We start from the raw sequence: 16,224 nt of genomic DNA on the forward strand, positions 1-16,224 counted from the left end.
GCTTTTCGTCCCAACACCCATGAGCACTGCTGCGAGCCGCCTCCCAGGTCCTGTTTGGCTGGGCATTGAAACCGGAGCCACGCACACCACGGTGCTTTCAGTCCGGGGGGAGAATGAAGTGGTGGACCGCTTTGATCTCGGCCCGGCGAACATCCGGCTGGCCACGTCCGCAGAACTCATTCACCTGTTTGAGTCGATTCGTGACCGACTCACCCTCGCTCCTTCCGCCATTGGCGGCGGGTTCGCCGGGTTGCGCAATGAAGACGACCGTCGGCGGGTGGTGAATCTGGTTCAAGGCATCTGGCCTGACACGCCTTTTCTAGCCAGCGATGACCTTGAGACCGCCTTGGAAGCCGCTGGCGACTGGCCTGATGATGCGGAGGCCCGTGTGCTTCTGCTGAGCGGCACCGGCTCCTGTGCCTATGGTCGGAATTCCGAGGGGCGGGTGGTCAAGGTGGGAGGGCGGGGGCACATACTGGGAGACCAGGGCAGCGCCTCAGACATCGCGCTGCAGGCTCTCCGCGCTGTGGTGTACCAGCATGATGTCAACGGCCGGTTCCCGGCTTTGGGTGAGGCCATTTTGCAGGCTCTGCTACTGAATCACCCTGATGACCTCATCCCCTGGACTCAGGAGGCGGAGAAACAGGAGATCGCCCGGCTGGCGATCACCGTTTTCACTGAGGCGGGCCGGGGTGACGATCTGGCTGCTCAGCTCGTGCACGATGCGGCGCAGAAGCTGGCCGACATGGCGGCCCGATGCACGAACCATCTGGTGCATGCTGACGCCAAGGTGCAGTACATTCTGGCGGGCAGCACCCTGCTCAAGCAGCCCCGTTTTTCTGGCGAAGTGTCCAGCCTGCTGTCTATTCATCGACCCCAATCAAGCATCAGTCCCCTGGAGCGCGAAAGCGTGTGGGGGGCGGTGGCGCTGGCCCGATCACTGGCTCCTGTGTCGCAGACTGGGCGGCCTCTGCGTCCGCGAGGCACCACGCCGTTGCCTGCCGAAGTGGAGGTGGTCGCTCTGGCCTCGCTGGCAAAGTCTCCGACCGAGCAGCGCAATCCTGCCTCCATGCATCTGGACACCATGCCGCTGTCGGAGGCGGTGCGCCTCATGATCCGGGAGAATGAAGCGTCCTGCGCTGCAGTGTTGGAGGTCGCCGAGGATTTGGAGTGGCTGGTCGAGCAAACCGTGAGTGCCTTCAACGCGGGGCGGCGGCTCTACTACGTGGGTGCTGGCACCAGCGGCCGCCTGGGCGTGCTGGATGCCAGCGAGTGTCCTCCTACATTCCGCGTGCCTCCGGATCAGGTTCAAGGAATCATGGCCGGGGGCCGGCGGGCCATCTGGTCGGCAGTCGAGGGGGCGGAGGACAACACGGCGGCGGGTGCGGATGCGGTACGGCATCGCGGCGTCCGTCGTGGAGATGTGGTGCTGGGCATTGCTGCGAGTGGTCGCACGCCGTTTGTCTGGGGGGCTTTGCACGAGGCCCGTCGCCTCGGTGCGGTCACGGCCATGTTGTGCTTCAATCCCGCGCTGGAGGTGGCTCCAGAGCACACTCCTGATCGCATCCTGAGGATCAATACGGGGCCGGAAGTGCTCACGGGTTCCACGCGATTGAAGGCTGGCACAGCCACCAAGGTGGTGCTCAATACGCTGACCACCCTGGCCATGGTGCACACCGGCAAGGTGGTGAGCAATCTCATGGTGGACCTGAACGCGAGCAATGTGAAGCTCAAGGATCGGGCGGTACGTCTGGTGCAGGAAATAACTGGATGCGGGGCCGCGACGGCGCTGGCGATGCTGGAGACCGCTGGCTGGCGGGTGAAGGAGGCGGTCCAGCTGGTGCAGGAGCAGCAGGCGCGGGGCGTCTGAACCGCGGCCGGTGCGGAAGCGCATCTTCAAGTTGTTGCGGATGACAAAGCGGACCCGTTCTGCAGACCCCAGGTAACGATGGGGCAGTCATGAGGTGAAGCCAGCTTTTCACGCCAAAACAAGCGCCGACACTGTAGTGTTTCATTTTGCACCTGAAATTCTGTTGAACAGTTTCACTTCATCACTAGTCTTACTGGGACCATGATCCGCTTCGTCAAGCTTCTGCTACCTCTCCTGGCCGTTCTGGCCGTGGGGTATGCACAAGTTTATGGAATGAAGCATGGCTTCCTGTGTGAACACCTGGGTCAGGCGATCGAAATCCAGGCAGAGCATTGCCACAATGTCGGGTTGGGCCCTTCCGGCTACACCCCATGTGAAAAAAAGGCTGGTGAGGCTTGCCCAAGCAATAGCGGCACGCAGCATCACGAATCGGTCTCACTGGATCTGAAGTCAGGGGCGACAGCGTTCAACAACGTCTCGATCCCTCCCCTTTACGCCATCTTCCTGAGTGAGGTGCCATTCTTTGAATGGCCCGCGATCCAGGTCAAGGCTGAAGCCGAGGCAGGGATCAATCGCGCATCTGCGGATCCAGGCCACAAAAACCTGACCTCAGCGGTCCAGGTGGCCAAGTGCATGGTGCTTTTGGTTTGATACTAGAGGCCGGGCGGCATGATCCGCTCATGGCTCCCTAGTGGAATGCGAGGCCTGAATGTGCCTGCACTTCCGCCGTGACTCGTGGCGATACTTCGCTCCCACGGAATCCTTCAATCGACCAAACTTTTGTTTTGCTTATGCGTACGTGTTTTTTTGCTCTATTGGTTATCACTGCGCCTGCGGCTTTTGCCGGGAATGTCTCAGTCTCGCTCTCAGAGACTCCCCGCTATGTCAAAAGGCACAATCCCGACTTGGTTGCCGCAAGGCTACGGATCGACGAGGCCAAAGGAAGATTGCTTGGATCTGGTCGCCTGTCGAATCCTGACCTCGGCCTGAACCTCACTCATGACCGGCGCTTTGAAGAAGGTACTGTGGGCGTTTCATTTGATCAGAAATTCCCGCTGACCGCGCGCCTCCGACTCGAGAAAACAATCTCCCAGAAGCTCGTTAGTGCCGCTGAACTAGAGGTGAGGGAGATGGAGCGCCAGGTGATCGCGGAGACGCAGTCACTGGTCGTAAAACTGCTTTCCATCGACCAGCAAAGAGCCCTTCGTCAGCAACAAACCGAGCTTGCGCAAAAGCTCTCCACATTCGCTGCTGATCGCTCAAACAAAGGGGAGATCTCCCCTCTGGATGCCGCCCAGGCGCAGGTCGACAGCCAGCGCCTGGTGCTGGAAGGTCGGAAACTGGAAGCCGAAAGGGTAAGCATTCTGGGGGAGCTCAAACCCAAACTCGGGGCCGCAGCCAATGATACTCTGGTGGTTGCCGGAGGGCTCCCCGTCACGGCACTGCCGGCGAAAGGAGAGTGGACTTCACGCCCTGACTACCAGCTTTCCCGGACCTACGCCGATGTTGCTCTCGTTGAAGTTGACCTCGCCAAAGCAAAGAAATGGGATGACGTCACTGCGGGTGTGATGTGGGAGGGGGAGCGCATGGAGGATGCTCCTGACGGTCTCGAACGCACCGGCTTCTTTGGATTCCGCGTTTCGGTTCCGCTTCCATTCTGGAACAAGAACCAGGGCGAGATTGCAGAGAAGAATGCAGCAGCCCTCAGGGCGTCCCTTGAAACCAAGGCGCTTGCCGCAGGCATCACGAATCAAGTCGCTGCTGCTCGTGCCGAAATGGCCGCCAATGCCGCGCTTGCAATGGAAACAAGGGGGAAGCTGCTCCCCCTGGTTGTCGAACAAACGGACAAGCTGGAGAAGGCCTACGAGACCGGTCAGGTTGACCTTCTCACCATCCTGAGAGCGCGTGAGCAACGGCTGCAACTTGAAGCCGCTGTGCTTGACGCGACGCGTGACTTTCATCTTGCGCGCATCCGCTACGAGGCCGCGACAGCCAGGCATGCGCCCGCATCTGCACAACACAACTCCGCAGCGGGAAAATAGAGCGCCAGTTTCTCAACTCTCCATTCAACAGTATGACAAATCTCACAAAGCTCCTTCTCGCCGCATTGGCAATTCCTGTGGCTCTGCAAGGGGCTGATGCCAGGCGAGCCGCCAACACGGTGGTTCTTGATGATACAGGAGTGAAAAATCTCCGGATCGAAACCGTCGAGGTCGAAGAAACAACCTTTGAGGAAACGATCTTCTCCCTGGGCCGCATCGAGCATATTCCGATCCGCGCCGGGGCTGTGAGCAGCCGCATCTCCGGCCGGGTGGTGGATCTCAAGGTTAGCGTGGGAGACCATGTTCAAAAAGGATCTGAGGTGGCCCGTATCGAAAGCCGTCAGCCGGGCGATCCGCCGCCCGTCATATCAGTGGTGGCACCCCTCAGCGGACTGGTCACCTCCACAGCCATGCAGCTGGGCAAACCCGTTGAACCGGAAAACTCCCTGCTCGAGATCACGGATCTTTCGGAAGTGTATGCCGTCGCTCGTGTGCCTGAACATCAGGCCGGCAAGATGAAGCCCGGAACCGTTGCCCACATCAGGGTAACCGCCCTTCCAGACGAGAAATTCGACGGTGAATTGCTGAGGTTTGGTACAGCCGCTGACGCAAAAAGCGGGACCATTGACGCCATCTTTCGGTTGCCCAATCCAGACCTCCTGCTCCGTCCCGGCATGCGTGGAGAGTTCAGCATCGTTCTAGGAAAGCGCGACAACGTCACAAGCGTGCCTCGCAGTGCGATTCAGGGAGATGCCGCGAGCCGATTCGTCTATGTAAAAGATTTCGACCTCAAGAATGCGTTCGTAAAAACGGCTGTGACTGTCGGATCGATGAACGACCGCTTTGGCGAGATCCTCAGTGGATTGCTGCCCGGTGACGAGGTGGTGACTCAGGGAAGCTACTCGCTCGCCTTCGCGGGTGGCGGCAGCGTCAGCCTCAAGGAGGCTCTCGATGCCGCTCATGGTCACGAGCACGCTGCAGATGGATCGGAACTCAAGCCCGAACAGAAGGGGGCCAAAGGAGGCGAAGGTGGAGCGCATGCCAATGAAGAAAGTGGCTCAGGCGGAGGCCCGCTGGCCATGTTCTCATACACCGTGAATGTGATCCTGCTGTTCCTGCTGGTGGTCGCGATGCGCCGCAAACCGGTGGCTGATTACCCCCAGGTCGCCGCCAAAAAAAGCGAACCCAAGAAGGAGGCAGCGTAAGCGATGCTGAACAAACTCATTCACTGGGCCCTGGCAAGCCGGGCCCTGATCATCGGGTTGGCGCTTCTCCTCATGGCTCTTGGCGCACAGTCTGTGCGTGAACTGCCCGTTGAGGTCCTTCCAGACCTCACGAAACCTACGGTCACCATCTTGACTGAGGCACCAGGCCTGGCCCCTGAAGAAGTTGAGACCTTGATCACCCAGCCCATTGAGAGCTCGCTCATGGGAGTGGCGGGGCTTAGTCGCATGCGTTCAAAGTCTGACGTCGCGCTGTCCCTCATCTATGCAGAGTTCTCATGGGGAACTGACATCTATCGGGCGCGGCAGTTCGTGCAGGAAAGACTGCAAGGCTCTCGTGGGTCGCTTCCGGAAGGCACTGAACCGTTCCTGACTCCCGTAGCTTCGCTGATGGGGGAGATCTTGCTCGTCGGAATTCGCAGCACCGATGGAACTATCCCGCCGCGGGATGTGCGAACCATCGCTGACTGGACAGTGCGCCGACGGCTGCAATCGATCCCTGGCGTTGCAGAGGTGCTCAACATGGGTGGAGGCGTGAAGCAGGTTCAGATTCAGCCTGACCCCTACCGCATGCAGGCGAACGAGGTTTCGATCGAGGAACTTGAAAAGGCGGCGAAGGAATCCGCGAGCAACAGTACCGGCGGTTTCCTGCAAACAGGGCCGAAGGAGATCATGGTGCGAAATCTCGCCATGACTGTGAATCTTGACGAGATCGCCCGCACGGTCATCAAGAAGATCAACGACCGCCCGATCAGCATCGCTGACGTGGCCAAGGTCGATTGGGGTGTCGAGCCCATGCGCGGCGATGCCAGCGTCAATGGAATGAAAGGAGTGATCATGAGCATCACCAAAGCTCCTGGCTTTGACACGATGACCCTCACCACCAAGATCGAGGAAGCGATCAAGGAACTCCAGCCCACCCTCCCCGCTGGGGTCGAGGCAGTGCTCTTGTTTCGTCAAGCGGACTTCATCGAGCATGCCATCGGAAACCTCAAAGAGGCGATCCGGGACGGGGCAATAATGGTCACCATTGTCCTCTTCCTGTTCCTCCTCAATTTCCGCACGACCTTTATCACCCTGATGGCCATGCCGCTGTCATTTGCGATCACGTTGCTGACGTTCAAATGGTTCGGTATCTCGGTCAATTCCATGACCCTGGGCGGCCTTGCTGTCGCTATCGGGATGGTCGTGGACGATGCCATCGTCGATGTCGAGAACGTCTATCGACGTCTCAGGGAAAATGCCGGCCTGCCTAAACCGCACCCAAGGCTTCATGTGATCGCCCAGGCATCCGGCGAAGTGCGGAATTCCATTCTCTACGCCACGATCCTCATCATCCTGGTATTCATGCCCCTCCTGGGGCTCAGCGGAGTCGAAGGACGCCTGTTCGCACCCATCGCGATCGCTACCATTATTTCCATGATCGCATCGTTCGTGGTGTCTCTCACCGCGATCCCCGTCCTGTGCTCTCTCCTGCTGAATCCCAAGCACGGGCATGAACATAAAGATGGCCTCATCACAAGAGGGATGAAGTGGGTGCTCAAAAACACCCTCCTCAAGTTTGGCCTCAGCCAGCCTTTTCTTCTTCTGGGCCTGGTCGCAATGGTTGTGGTTGGCGCATTCCTGCTCTACCCCCAAATGGGCAAGGACTTCCTTCCGGCATTCAAGGAAGAGACTGCCCTTGTCTCAACTACCGCAGCGCCAGGTACCTCTCTTGAGGAAATGAACCGGATCTGCGATGTCGTAGAACAGCAACTGCTCTCCATCCCAGAGGTCAGCAAAGTTGGACGAAGACTCGGACGCGCTGAACGCGGGGACCACGTCGTACCCGTAAGCACGGCCGAGTTCGATGTGGACTTCCGGAAGGAAACTGGCGGCGGACCGGTTCGCAGCCGTGCCGAGATCTTGGACGACATCAAAGCAAAGATCAAAACCGTGCCGGGTACCTTCAGTGTGCTGACTGGACCGCTGGCAGACCGCATTGGGCACATGTTGAGCGGTGTGTCTGCTCCAGTGGCGGTCAAAGTATTTGGGCCTGACCTCGACAAACTCCGCGAGATTGGGACTGAGGTTCAGCAGATAGCCAAAAAGATCCCCGGGTTCGAGGATGCAAAGCTGGATCAGCAATCGCCCATCCCGCAGCTACGGATCGAAGCCGACAGAGACAGATCACAAGCCTACGGGATAACGCCGGGGCATCTCAACGAGCAGCTTTCCATGCTGATTGGCGGAAAAGAAGTGGCAGAACTCCGCGAGGGCCAGAGAAGTGTCGATCTCACGATCCGTCTTCCTATCGAATGGCGCGACTCTGTCGACAAGCTGGCAGAACTCCCCATCCAGGTGGACGACGAACAGCGCATACCGCTGAACCTTGTTGCAGAGGTGCGAGAGGCGAAGGGGCCAAACCTGATCAACCGGGAGAACACCCAGCGTATCTTCACCATCGCCATCAAACCGACGGTGCGTGATGTTGGAACGGTAGTCCATGAGTTGCAACAGAAGGTCTCGGAACGGGTGAAGCTCCCCGAAGGTTATTTCATCAGCTACGAAGGGGAGTTTCAGGCGCAGAAGGATGCATCCCAGCGGATCGCGATCCTAACTGGCGTGGTCTTCGTTGTGATCGCATTCCTGCTCTACGGATACTTTCGCACACCCTTCTTCGCCGTGCAGGTTCTGCTCGACATCCCGCTGGCGCTGGTGGGGGGGCTCGTGTTCACCTACTTCAAGCTCAACAACATCAGCATAGCAACTCTCGTGGGATTCATCGCGGTGGCTGGGGTGGCTGCAAGAAACAGCATCATGCTGATCTCCCACTATCTGCACCTGATGCAGCATGAGGGGGAAGGCTTTACCAAGGAAATGGTGGTGCGCGGAACGCTGGAAAGGCTCGTGCCGGTGCTCATGACCGCTCTCAGCGCCGGTATCGGCCTCATTCCCCTTGTCCTGGCGGGCGACTCGCCTGGCAAAGAAATTCTCCATCCGGTGGCAGTCGTGATCTGTGGGGGGCTTGTCACCAGTACACTGCTCGGGCTGGGCGTGACACCCACTGTGTTCTACACGTTTGGCCGCAAAGCGGCAGCAAATGCGATCGAGAGGGACGCGCCTGCATCTCACTAAACAGATTTCCAATGCGGGGCATGGGAAAATGCTCCGCTGCGGCAAGCCAGAACCCAAACCAAGCTCAAACTATAGGATCCAATGAAAACAAAATTCGTCACCACTCTCATCGCACTCGCCATGGCAATCACTGTCTCGGCGGCAGACAAGCATGACCATGACCACGCAGCAAAAGCGGGCCCAACCGGCGGCAAACTTATCACCGAGGTTGAACCCCACGTGGAGTTCTTCGTCAACAAGGACAAGAAGGTGGAGATTCGCTTTGTCGATGACGACAACAAGGTCGTTGCGCCTGGATCCCAGGTGATAAGTGTGGTCCTTGGCGACCGCTCAGCTCCTACAAAGCTTGCCTTCACCAAGGAAGGGGACAAGCTGATCTCCGACAAGACGATACCTGAAGGCAATGATCTTCCCACCGTCGTGCAGATCCGTGAAAAAGAGGGGGCAAAAGCGGTCAATGAGAAGTTCAACCTGAACCTCAATGACTGCCCCACCTGCAAGAACAAGGAATACGCCTGCACTTGCGAGCATGGTGATGACCTCAAAAAGGAGAAGAAGTAACCCCGCAACCTTCACCCTGTGCAGCCGCGTTTCACGCGGCTGCATCCCCCGAACCATGAAGATGCCCGCCCTGTTCCTTATCGCCCTCTTGCTGGTGCCGCATGCAACTGCTGTTGCATCGGATTCGGTTCGAGTTGAAGCCAGGCTCGCTACAGAGCATGACGATCCCAAAGAGGGGGTTGAGGAGGTCATCAAGAAGCAGCTGGTCGTCACCATCTCCGGGGCGCCCAAACTCGCTTCTGATCGCCTCACTGTAAGAGCCAAATTTTATGCCGATGATCTGACCGCAGTCCAGGTGGTCGTCGAAAAGGAAGTTACGGTGTCAGCGAGTTTGGATAGGGGACGGGCAACTCTGGAGCTTCCCGAGGTCACATTCCGGCATACTCCTGCGCATGGGCAGACCTCAGGCACAGGGCGGAGCACAAAAAGCAAGCGCATCCCTGCTGCGGGACGCCGCTATCATGGCTGGTCGGTAGAGGTTTTGGACGGAGAGAAGCTGCTGGGAGAAGCTTATAGCATCATCTCTCTAAAACCTGGTGCCCAGCGCTGAGCGATATATTGCCGGGATGAATGATGCGTCCCGCTATCGGCGATCAACTGACCAGATGAATTTTTTGTCCGTTAATCGACACAAGCAATTACATCTATGAGTGAAGAGCACACAAACGGTCACGGCACGAAACATGCAGGGTGTGAGCACGGCCATGATGACACGAAACTGCCACGCGGGTTTCTGGTCGGTGCTTCCGGCGCCCTCACTGGTGCCGGTCTGGTGATTGAATGGTTCACCCCACTTTCCTCTTACATCGCCACGATCGCTTTTGCCCTCGCCACAATCGCGGGAGGTCTCCTGGTGTTCCCTGCGGCCTGGAAGGCACTGCTTGGGAAGCGACTGGACATGAATGTCCTCATGACTGTAGCCGTCGTCGGAGCATGGCTGATCGGAGAAGGGGAAGAAGCCGCCAGTGTTGTATTCCTGTTCGCGTTGTCGGAGCTTCTGGAATCGTGGAGTGCGGGTCGCGCACGTAGGGCTATCGCTTCGCTGCTCGAACTGGCTCCAGACACGGCTGACGTCATCCAGCCTGACGGAAGCACAAAAGAAACGCCCGTGGCTGAGCTGAAAATCGGTTCCGAGATCCTTGTTCGCAGCGGCAGTCGTGTGCCGGTGGACGGAGAGGTAACAAAGGGCTCCTCCGCAATCAATCAGGCCCCCATTACCGGTGAATCAGTGCCGGTCGACAAACAACCAGGAGACAGAGTGTTTGCCGGGACGATCAATGGGGAAGGATCACTCACTGTCAAAGTGACCAAGCTCGCCAATGAGTCGACTCTGGCGCGGATCATCCAGCTGGTCGGCGAGGCCGAGGAACAGAAAGCTCCAACGCAAAGATTCGTTGATCGCTTCGCAGCATTTTACACCCCCGCGACCTTTGTGGTAGCGCTGCTGATTGCGCTGGTTCCACCGCTCATGTTCCAGCAGGGCTGGGATGTCTGGACCTATCGCGCGCTTGTATTGCTTGTGATCGCATGTCCATGCGCACTGGTGATCGCCACCCCAGTCTCCATCGTGTCTGGTCTTACGGCGCTCGCCCGCAGGGGAGTCCTGGTGAAAGGTGGTGCCTACCTGGAAGCGATCGGAAAATTACGCGCACTCGCCGTAGACAAAACCGGTACCATCACTCAGGGGCGTCCCCAGGTCGTGGACATCGTCCCCATGGATGGCAATTCGGAGGACGAAGTGCTCGCAAAAGCAGCATCGATTGACGCGCACTCTGAACATCCAATTGCGAAAGCCGTCGTTGCAGAAGCAACGAAACGGGGCGTCCGTTTCATGCGCGCTGATGCCTACGCTTCAAAAACAGGACGTGGCGCAGAAGGTACGATCGAAGGTCACCTTTACTTTGTCGGCAACCATCGCATGGCACATGAACTCGGCGCGTGTACGCCAGAACTTGAGAGCCAACTGCACGAGATAGAAGCCAAGGGGCTTTCGCTCGCGATCATCGGACACCGCCAGCACTCTGACTGCAAGCCTTCGGTGGTGGGGATCATCGCCATCGGTGATACCCTGAGACCCGAGACCAAGGAGGCGCTCCAACTCCTTCACGAATCTGGTCTTGAGAAGGTCGTCATGCTCAGCGGTGACAATCAGAGGACCGCAAAAGCGATCGCTGCCCAGGCAGGGATCGATGAGGCGATCGGCGACCTGCTTCCTGAAGACAAGGTCGAACGGGTCCGCGAACTGGTGAAGCGCTACCAATATGTCGGCATGATCGGCGATGGTGTAAACGATGCACCGGCTCTTGCAATCGCAAGCGTCGGCATCGCAATGGGAGCGATCGGGAGTGATACGGCGATCGAAACAGCCGACATGGCTTTGATGAAAGACGATCTTCGCCGGGTCGCGGAAGCCATCCATCTTGGGCGCCGCACGGTTCGCATCATCCAGTTCAACGTCACATTTGCCCTTGTGGTGAAGGCGGTCTTTCTGCTGCTCGCCTTTACAGGTCACGCCAGTCTTTGGATGGCGATCCTTGCCGACACGGGAGCGACCCTCCTCGTGATTATGAATGCCCTTCGCCTGCTGAAGGTCCGCTCCGATATATGAGCAAGAAGAAGCAAGGCCCGACGGGGCTTCTCTCCCGCGGTGATCCTCCTAGGGGACAAGCTGAAGGTTCTCTCTGTGGCCTTCGTGGGAGGTGCCATTGTCATCTGGCTGTTCATTCTCTCCTGTATCAAGCAGTAGCCTTTCGCCCTAAACAAGCAGCTTGAAAAATGGAAAGTGAGTTACCATCTCACCGATGAGCAGGTGTCACAGCTAAGGGCGATCGAACTTTCATTTCACGGGAACGGCAACCCGTTTACAGATTTTGCAATCCATACCGCTTAGGAGACCTTCAAGCATCATCAGTACATGAGCACCCTGATGAGCCGCGAAGATGGAGCGCGTTTCCTGGCGGACCTGGAGAAAACTCCTCGCTCCTATTGATCAAACCGTTCTTCCAGCAGCCTGTTCTGTTGATGCATGGCCTTGGTGTTGTTTTTCCTGGAATGGTGAGCGGGATTCTTCCCGCTCCATTCTCATGGCGTGGATCTATGGCAGGTCGTTCCACAAGATCCTGTTTGATCTCACTGTTGGTCATTGATGGCGACCTCCGCGCCGCTACGGGCTACTTGGCGTTTTCGATCTCCGCCTGTCCGTCACCGGCTCAATGGTGGCCTGAGGTCTGAAGCTCGGGTTGTGCTTCATCAACTTTCACAGCCTTGGTTCGGCCCCATAACGAATTCAGCCGGGCTCTAAAGCGAGCCCGGCTGAAGGAAACGAGATGCGAATGAATCCGCCTGACGCTAAGTTTGAGGAGCAGCCGGGGCAGGCTCGGTGGAGGTCGGCGTGGTCGGGATCTGGGTCTGGTTGACCGCCTCGCGAAGTTGTTTCACCCAAGCGCCAGCCTTGGGATGAGTGGGGTTCTCACGGATGATCTTGAGCATGTCGGCCATCGCCAGAATGGGGGTGATTTTGTGCTGGAGGAGGAAGTTGGCCTTGCCCCACTGGAGGTCGGGAGCTTCTTCCTTGTAGTACTGGGCGAACTCCGTCTCGCTCATGGTCCCTTTTCGCATAGCCAGCTCAGCGTTGATCATCGCATCATACTGGGCGGGGACTTCAGCTGGCTTCTGGTCGAGGTAGTAGGGGAGGATGACATTCTTGTAGATGCCATTGATGTTGAGCGGGGAGTATTCCCAATCCTGCCTGTTCAGCATCTGGTCCAGCGTGTAAGCCTGGCTGAAGATGGTGCCTTTCACGGGCTGGCGGAGCGTCTGCCCCAAACTGCCGCCACCGCCGCCGCGGGGGCCACCGCCGCCACCTCTGGGGCCGCCATTGCCGCGGCCAGGATTCTTCTCCTCAATCGCCCCAGAAGCACTGTGCTTCATGGTGGATTGCACGGCATTGACCGCCTTAGGAATGAAAGCCTGAAGCGCGGCGACCGTCGGTCCCATTTTCTCGATATCCTTGATGTCTTGAGCCTGGATGCTCAGGACCAGGTACTCCAGCTGGAGACGCAAACCGATGGGGAAATCAGGGTCCTTTACCCGGTTTTCCTGGCCGTCCTTCCAGGCCTGGAAGTCAGTGGCCTTCAGATCCTTCTTGTCATAGTTCTCAAGTTTATTGCAGGCAAACCAGAGATCGATCGCTTCCTTGTCGCCGTTCATGGCGGCACGGAAGCGGGTCAAGGCTGCGCCGAGCGCGTCGCCGCGGTTCTTGGTGATCTGCCCCTCGATCTGTTCGAGTTGCTTCATGATGCTCGCGGTCTGCTCGGGAGTGAGGGCGGGAGCTTCCTGGGCGGAAGCGGTCGGACAGAAGGCCAGCACCGGAGCGCAGAGCAATGCGGGAGTGAGAAACCGTTTCATGGTGTCGTGCAGGGACATGTTGCCGTAACGTGCGGTCGCGATTAAACTTAGTTGGGGGTGGCAAGTTGCGAAGCTTTTTGGCAGGAACGCAAAGAAATGTCAGGCTGCCAGGAAGATGAGGGAGAGTCAAGCCGTCGGAGGAAGCGTTGTCCAGCCTTCAGGGTGAGGCGGACAAATTCCCCTTGGCCGACGCCTAGTGACCTCAAGAGTCGACGGTGATCCCAGGCCACGATGGTAGCGGTGATTCGATGGCATGCTCTGAAGCCCGAGCGCCACAATCTCCGGAGCGGGCGGGGCATGCTGGCGAGCCGCTCTCGGAAAAAGCTGGTGTGGAAGGCGATATGGCGCATTTCGTCCCGCAGGATTTTATGGCAGCATGACCTGACCGCCTCATCTGTGGTCTTCCGGTAAATCATGCCGTAGTAGGCCTCGGCGATGAGTTCGGCGGTGAGGAGGATCTGAATGTTGAACTCCATGCCGAAGAGCGTGCGGAGATTCCGGAAGACGGTGTTCGTCCAGTGCTTCTGCAACAAGGTGCCGCCTAGGTAGATTACCAGCTTTTCCAGCAGCTGGGCGTGGCGCTGTTCCTCCGCTACAAACAGCCGGACTGCCAGGTCGTACCCCTCAAGATCTTCCGGCTGGTGACGGAGGGTTTGTCTCACGTAACGCATGAGACGGGTGCCACCACCGGTCTCGCCGAGCTGGAAAACGGCCAGTGAATCGGCCAGGGGCAGGCGTAGGCCATCTGGCAGAGGGCTCGCGTCCGGGTCGAGCGGAGGTTCGTCAAAGTTGGAGCGATTGCGTTCGAAGTACTGGATCCAGCTGGGAATGTTCATGGCATTTTTTTAGGGGCTGAGTTTGGGGGAGGGAGTAGAGATCAGCTTTTCTGCTTTAGAAGACTGTGGAAGAGGCCGGGTTGGGGCAGTTCGGCGGCGATGCTCTTCAGGCGATCCACCACCTCGCGAACGGTCTCGTCCAGAGTGGAGGTGCCGGCGGTCACGCCGACTTCCTGCCCTCGCGAAAACCAAGCGGGATCTATCTCAGAGGGGCGCTCGATCTGATGGGCTGTGCAGCCGAGCTGGCGGGCTGCTTCCGTGAGCTGGCGGGTGTTGTTGCTGTTGCGACCGCCGACCACGATGATGACCTGGCACTGTCCGCAGAGGTCTTCCAAGGCGCTCTGACGCTGTTTCGTCGGGTGGCAAACGGTGTCCACAAAGCGCACTTCCGACTGGGGATGCTGCTGTTTCAGAGCCTCCACCAAGTGCAGCACACGAAGCAGAGGCTGAGTGGTCTGGCTGATGACGCCGTAGCGGCGATGGTGGGGCAGATGATCCAGGTCGCTATCTTCCAGCACGACTTGGGCATGAGGGAAGTCTCCTACCAGTCCTCTTACTTCCACGTGCGTGGCTTGACCGATGACCACGGGGAAGTAGCCACCTTCCACCAGGGTGGCCAGGGCATCGTGGGCCTTGCGGACCAAGGGGCAGGTGGTGTCTGTGACTTGATGACCGATGTCCTTCCAGGCAGACCTGTCGCGGTCGGATGCTCCGTGGGCGGAGATGATGACCTCCCGCGTGGGAGCACTGCCGGGGCTGTCCAAGGTGCCCTGTTGCACTCCGAGCGTGCGCAGGTGGGCATCCACCAGAGGATTGTGGACCAGTTGGCCCAGCAGGGTGACGGGGCCGCGTTTGGCGGCGTCGTGCGTGGAGCGCAGGGCCTGGCGGACGCCGAAGCACATGCCGTGATGTTTGGCCAAGGTGATGTTCATACTGCAGATGGGGTTCGTGGGGGTGGTTTTACTTTGTGTGGCAAAGTTAGTGGGCAAAAAAACTCAAGAGGGACGCGATTGCTTCACGATGGCTTCCAGCACTTTGAGGTAAGCATTGAAGGCGCTCTTCCCGGCCCCGGAGATCTCGTAGCTGGTGCAGGGGCGTGAGCTGTCCGCGGCGGTGGTTTTGAGTTCGCGGACGTAGCCCTCCTTGGTCAGGGTTCGCAGGTGGGAGATGAGGTTGCCATCGCTCATGCCGAGTTCAGATTTGAGGTCTTGGAAGGCCCGCGGGCTCCGGGAGGCCAGCACGGTCATGATGGCGAGTCGCCCCTTTTCATGGATGACGCGGTCAAGCTGGGAGAAGTCGATCATTATTCCTTGGCGGGCGGCGGGCTGGGCTCAGACAAGCGGGCCGGTGGCGGTGGACGACTTGAAGAAGACGGCCACGGCATAGATGACATGAAAGAGGCCAAACGTCAGCCCTAGAAATGCGGAAGCGACCGCGCCATTCCAGATGGCCAGACCGGGTCCGCCGAAGGCGAACCAGAGAAGGGTGAGAACCTGGCCCGTGATGAGAAAGGCCCGGGCTAGATGGATGATGGAACGCGGGGCGAAGCTGACCGTGGCCTGGAGGGCGAGTCCGTAGCAAAGAATCCATACCAGGGCTGCCAGCTCAATTTGCCGGACATAAACAATGAGGCAGATCCCCAGGACGCCTCCTGTCAGCAGAGGTGGCACGACGGCCCGCAATGCCATTTTCAACCCATCGGTAACAACCGGTTCGCCTTTGTCAGTGGATTCCCTCATCAAGAGGAACAGATTGATGACGCTGGCCAGAACCAGCAGCACCAGCCAAACCACAAGGAAACGCGTCCCGCGAAAACCAGGATCCCCGCCAGTGACTGCCTCCCGCAGGTACTCCTGCCAGATGCCGTAGCCGCTGACGAGGAGGGCCAGGACGCCGCCAATCAAGGCCGCGGGGGCGGAGACGGCCCGGTAGATGTGGGAGCGCTCCATCAGGGTCCGGATGATCCGGAGATGTTCCAAGGCAGTGTCGTGGGAAGACGCGGAGGCCATGGGCTCACTTTGTATCACAAAGTGGTTTGGGGAGGCAAACGGATTTTGATGTTTTTCAGCGGCTTGGGTACGGAGGTTGACCTGCTCCCACGAAAATGAACCGGGGGCCAGCGAGACAGACCGCCAGAACTCCTTCGAGTGCTTGTCGGAGCAGGTCGA

13 protein-coding genes are annotated in these 16,224 nt (G+C 58.5%); 8 read left to right on the plus strand and 5 right to left on the minus strand.

The annotated features are described in order from the left end of the window. Window positions 1-19 precede the first annotated feature (19 nt). The 8 genes from murQ to BV034_RS08920 all read left to right on the plus strand — a co-directional run bounded on the left by murQ (window position 20) and on the right by BV034_RS08920 (window position 11,421). A complete protein-coding gene (gene murQ, locus BV034_RS08885) occupies window positions 20-1,870 on the plus strand; it encodes an N-acetylmuramic acid 6-phosphate etherase (protein WP_050026162.1) in 1,851 nt (616 codons plus the stop codon). Between the two features lie 201 nt (window positions 1,871-2,071). Further along, complete coding sequence (locus BV034_RS08890) at window positions 2,072-2,521, plus strand: hypothetical protein (RefSeq protein WP_050026164.1); 450 nt, start codon at window positions 2,072-2,074, stop codon at window positions 2,519-2,521. A gap of 77 nt (window positions 2,522-2,598) precedes the next feature. Continuing rightward, window positions 2,599-3,912: a TolC family protein gene (locus tag BV034_RS08895; protein WP_265592797.1), complete on the plus strand. Its 1,314-nt coding sequence runs from the start codon at window positions 2,599-2,601 to the stop codon at window positions 3,910-3,912. Between the two features lie 32 nt (window positions 3,913-3,944). Next, window positions 3,945-5,117, plus strand: coding sequence for an efflux RND transporter periplasmic adaptor subunit (locus tag BV034_RS08900; RefSeq protein WP_050026167.1), 1,173 nt, complete (start codon window positions 3,945-3,947; stop codon window positions 5,115-5,117). Window positions 5,118-5,120: 3 nt separating this feature from the next. Further along, on the plus strand, window positions 5,121-8,252 hold the full coding sequence (locus tag BV034_RS08905; protein ID WP_050026168.1) for a CusA/CzcA family heavy metal efflux RND transporter: 3,132 nt from the start codon (window positions 5,121-5,123) through the stop codon (window positions 8,250-8,252). Window positions 8,253-8,333: 81 nt separating this feature from the next. After that, the gene (locus BV034_RS08910; RefSeq protein WP_050026169.1) at window positions 8,334-8,813 is read left to right on the plus strand and encodes a hypothetical protein; all 480 of its coding nucleotides are present in this window, start codon (window positions 8,334-8,336) and stop codon (window positions 8,811-8,813) included. Between the two features lie 55 nt (window positions 8,814-8,868). After that, window positions 8,869-9,363, plus strand: a complete 495-nt coding sequence (locus tag BV034_RS08915; protein WP_050026171.1) for a hypothetical protein — start codon at window positions 8,869-8,871, stop codon at window positions 9,361-9,363. A gap of 96 nt (window positions 9,364-9,459) precedes the next feature. Continuing rightward, window positions 9,460-11,421 carry a heavy metal translocating P-type ATPase gene (locus BV034_RS08920; protein ID WP_050026172.1) on the plus strand — a complete coding sequence of 654 codons (1,962 nt, stop codon included), beginning with the start codon at window positions 9,460-9,462 and terminating at the stop codon, window positions 11,419-11,421. 740 nt (window positions 11,422-12,161) lie between these two features. On the opposite strand, the gene BV034_RS08925 is transcribed toward BV034_RS08920, so the two are convergent. From BV034_RS08925 to BV034_RS08945, 5 genes are all read right to left on the minus strand, one after another. Then, complete coding sequence (locus tag BV034_RS08925) at window positions 12,162-13,220, minus strand: hypothetical protein (protein WP_265592798.1); 1,059 nt, start codon at window positions 13,218-13,220, stop codon at window positions 12,162-12,164. A 47-nt stretch (window positions 13,221-13,267) separates the two neighbouring features. Next, entirely contained in the window at window positions 13,268-14,056 is a 789-nt protein-coding gene (locus tag BV034_RS08930) for a ferritin-like domain-containing protein (RefSeq protein WP_050026176.1), read from the minus strand. Between the two features lie 41 nt (window positions 14,057-14,097). Next, a complete protein-coding gene (ispH, locus tag BV034_RS08935; RefSeq protein WP_050026178.1) occupies window positions 14,098-14,988 on the minus strand; it encodes a 4-hydroxy-3-methylbut-2-enyl diphosphate reductase in 891 nt (296 codons plus the stop codon). A gap of 63 nt (window positions 14,989-15,051) precedes the next feature. Beyond that, a complete protein-coding gene (locus BV034_RS08940; RefSeq protein ID WP_009964023.1) occupies window positions 15,052-15,360 on the minus strand; it encodes a transcriptional regulator in 309 nt (102 codons plus the stop codon). A 27-nt stretch (window positions 15,361-15,387) separates the two neighbouring features. After that, window positions 15,388-16,065 (minus strand): hypothetical protein, encoded by a 678-nt coding sequence (locus BV034_RS08945; protein ID WP_050026181.1) that lies wholly within the window; start codon window positions 16,063-16,065, stop codon window positions 15,388-15,390. Window positions 16,066-16,224: the final 159 nt, after the last annotated feature.

Source organism: Verrucomicrobium sp. BvORR034, from assembly GCF_000739635.1.
Taxonomy (GTDB): domain Bacteria; phylum Verrucomicrobiota; class Verrucomicrobiia; order Verrucomicrobiales; family Verrucomicrobiaceae; genus Verrucomicrobium.

Bases quoted from the DNA above. Each gene is read 5' to 3' on its own strand.
- murQ (WP_050026162.1), top strand. From the start codon at position 20: ATGAGCACTGCTGCGAGCCGCCTCCCAGGTCCTGTTTGGCTGGGCATT.
- BV034_RS08890 (WP_050026164.1), top strand. From the start codon at position 2,072: ATGATCCGCTTCGTCAAGCTTCTGCTACCTCTCCTGGCCGTTCTGGCC.
- BV034_RS08900 (WP_050026167.1), top strand. From the start codon at position 3,945: ATGACAAATCTCACAAAGCTCCTTCTCGCCGCATTGGCAATTCCTGTG.
- BV034_RS08905 (WP_050026168.1), top strand. From the start codon at position 5,121: ATGCTGAACAAACTCATTCACTGGGCCCTGGCAAGCCGGGCCCTGATC.
- BV034_RS08910 (WP_050026169.1), top strand. From the start codon at position 8,334: ATGAAAACAAAATTCGTCACCACTCTCATCGCACTCGCCATGGCAATC.
- BV034_RS08915 (WP_050026171.1), top strand. From the start codon at position 8,869: ATGAAGATGCCCGCCCTGTTCCTTATCGCCCTCTTGCTGGTGCCGCAT.
- BV034_RS08920 (WP_050026172.1), top strand. From the start codon at position 9,460: ATGAGTGAAGAGCACACAAACGGTCACGGCACGAAACATGCAGGGTGT.
- BV034_RS08925 (WP_265592798.1), bottom strand. From the start codon at position 13,220: ATGAAACGGTTTCTCACTCCCGCATTGCTCTGCGCTCCGGTGCTGGCC.
- BV034_RS08930 (WP_050026176.1), bottom strand. From the start codon at position 14,056: ATGAACATTCCCAGCTGGATCCAGTACTTCGAACGCAATCGCTCCAAC.
- ispH (WP_050026178.1), bottom strand. From the start codon at position 14,988: ATGAACATCACCTTGGCCAAACATCACGGCATGTGCTTCGGCGTCCGC.
- BV034_RS08940 (WP_009964023.1), bottom strand. From the start codon at position 15,360: ATGATCGACTTCTCCCAGCTTGACCGCGTCATCCATGAAAAGGGGCGA.
- BV034_RS08945 (WP_050026181.1), bottom strand. From the start codon at position 16,065: ATGGCCTCCGCGTCTTCCCACGACACTGCCTTGGAACATCTCCGGATC.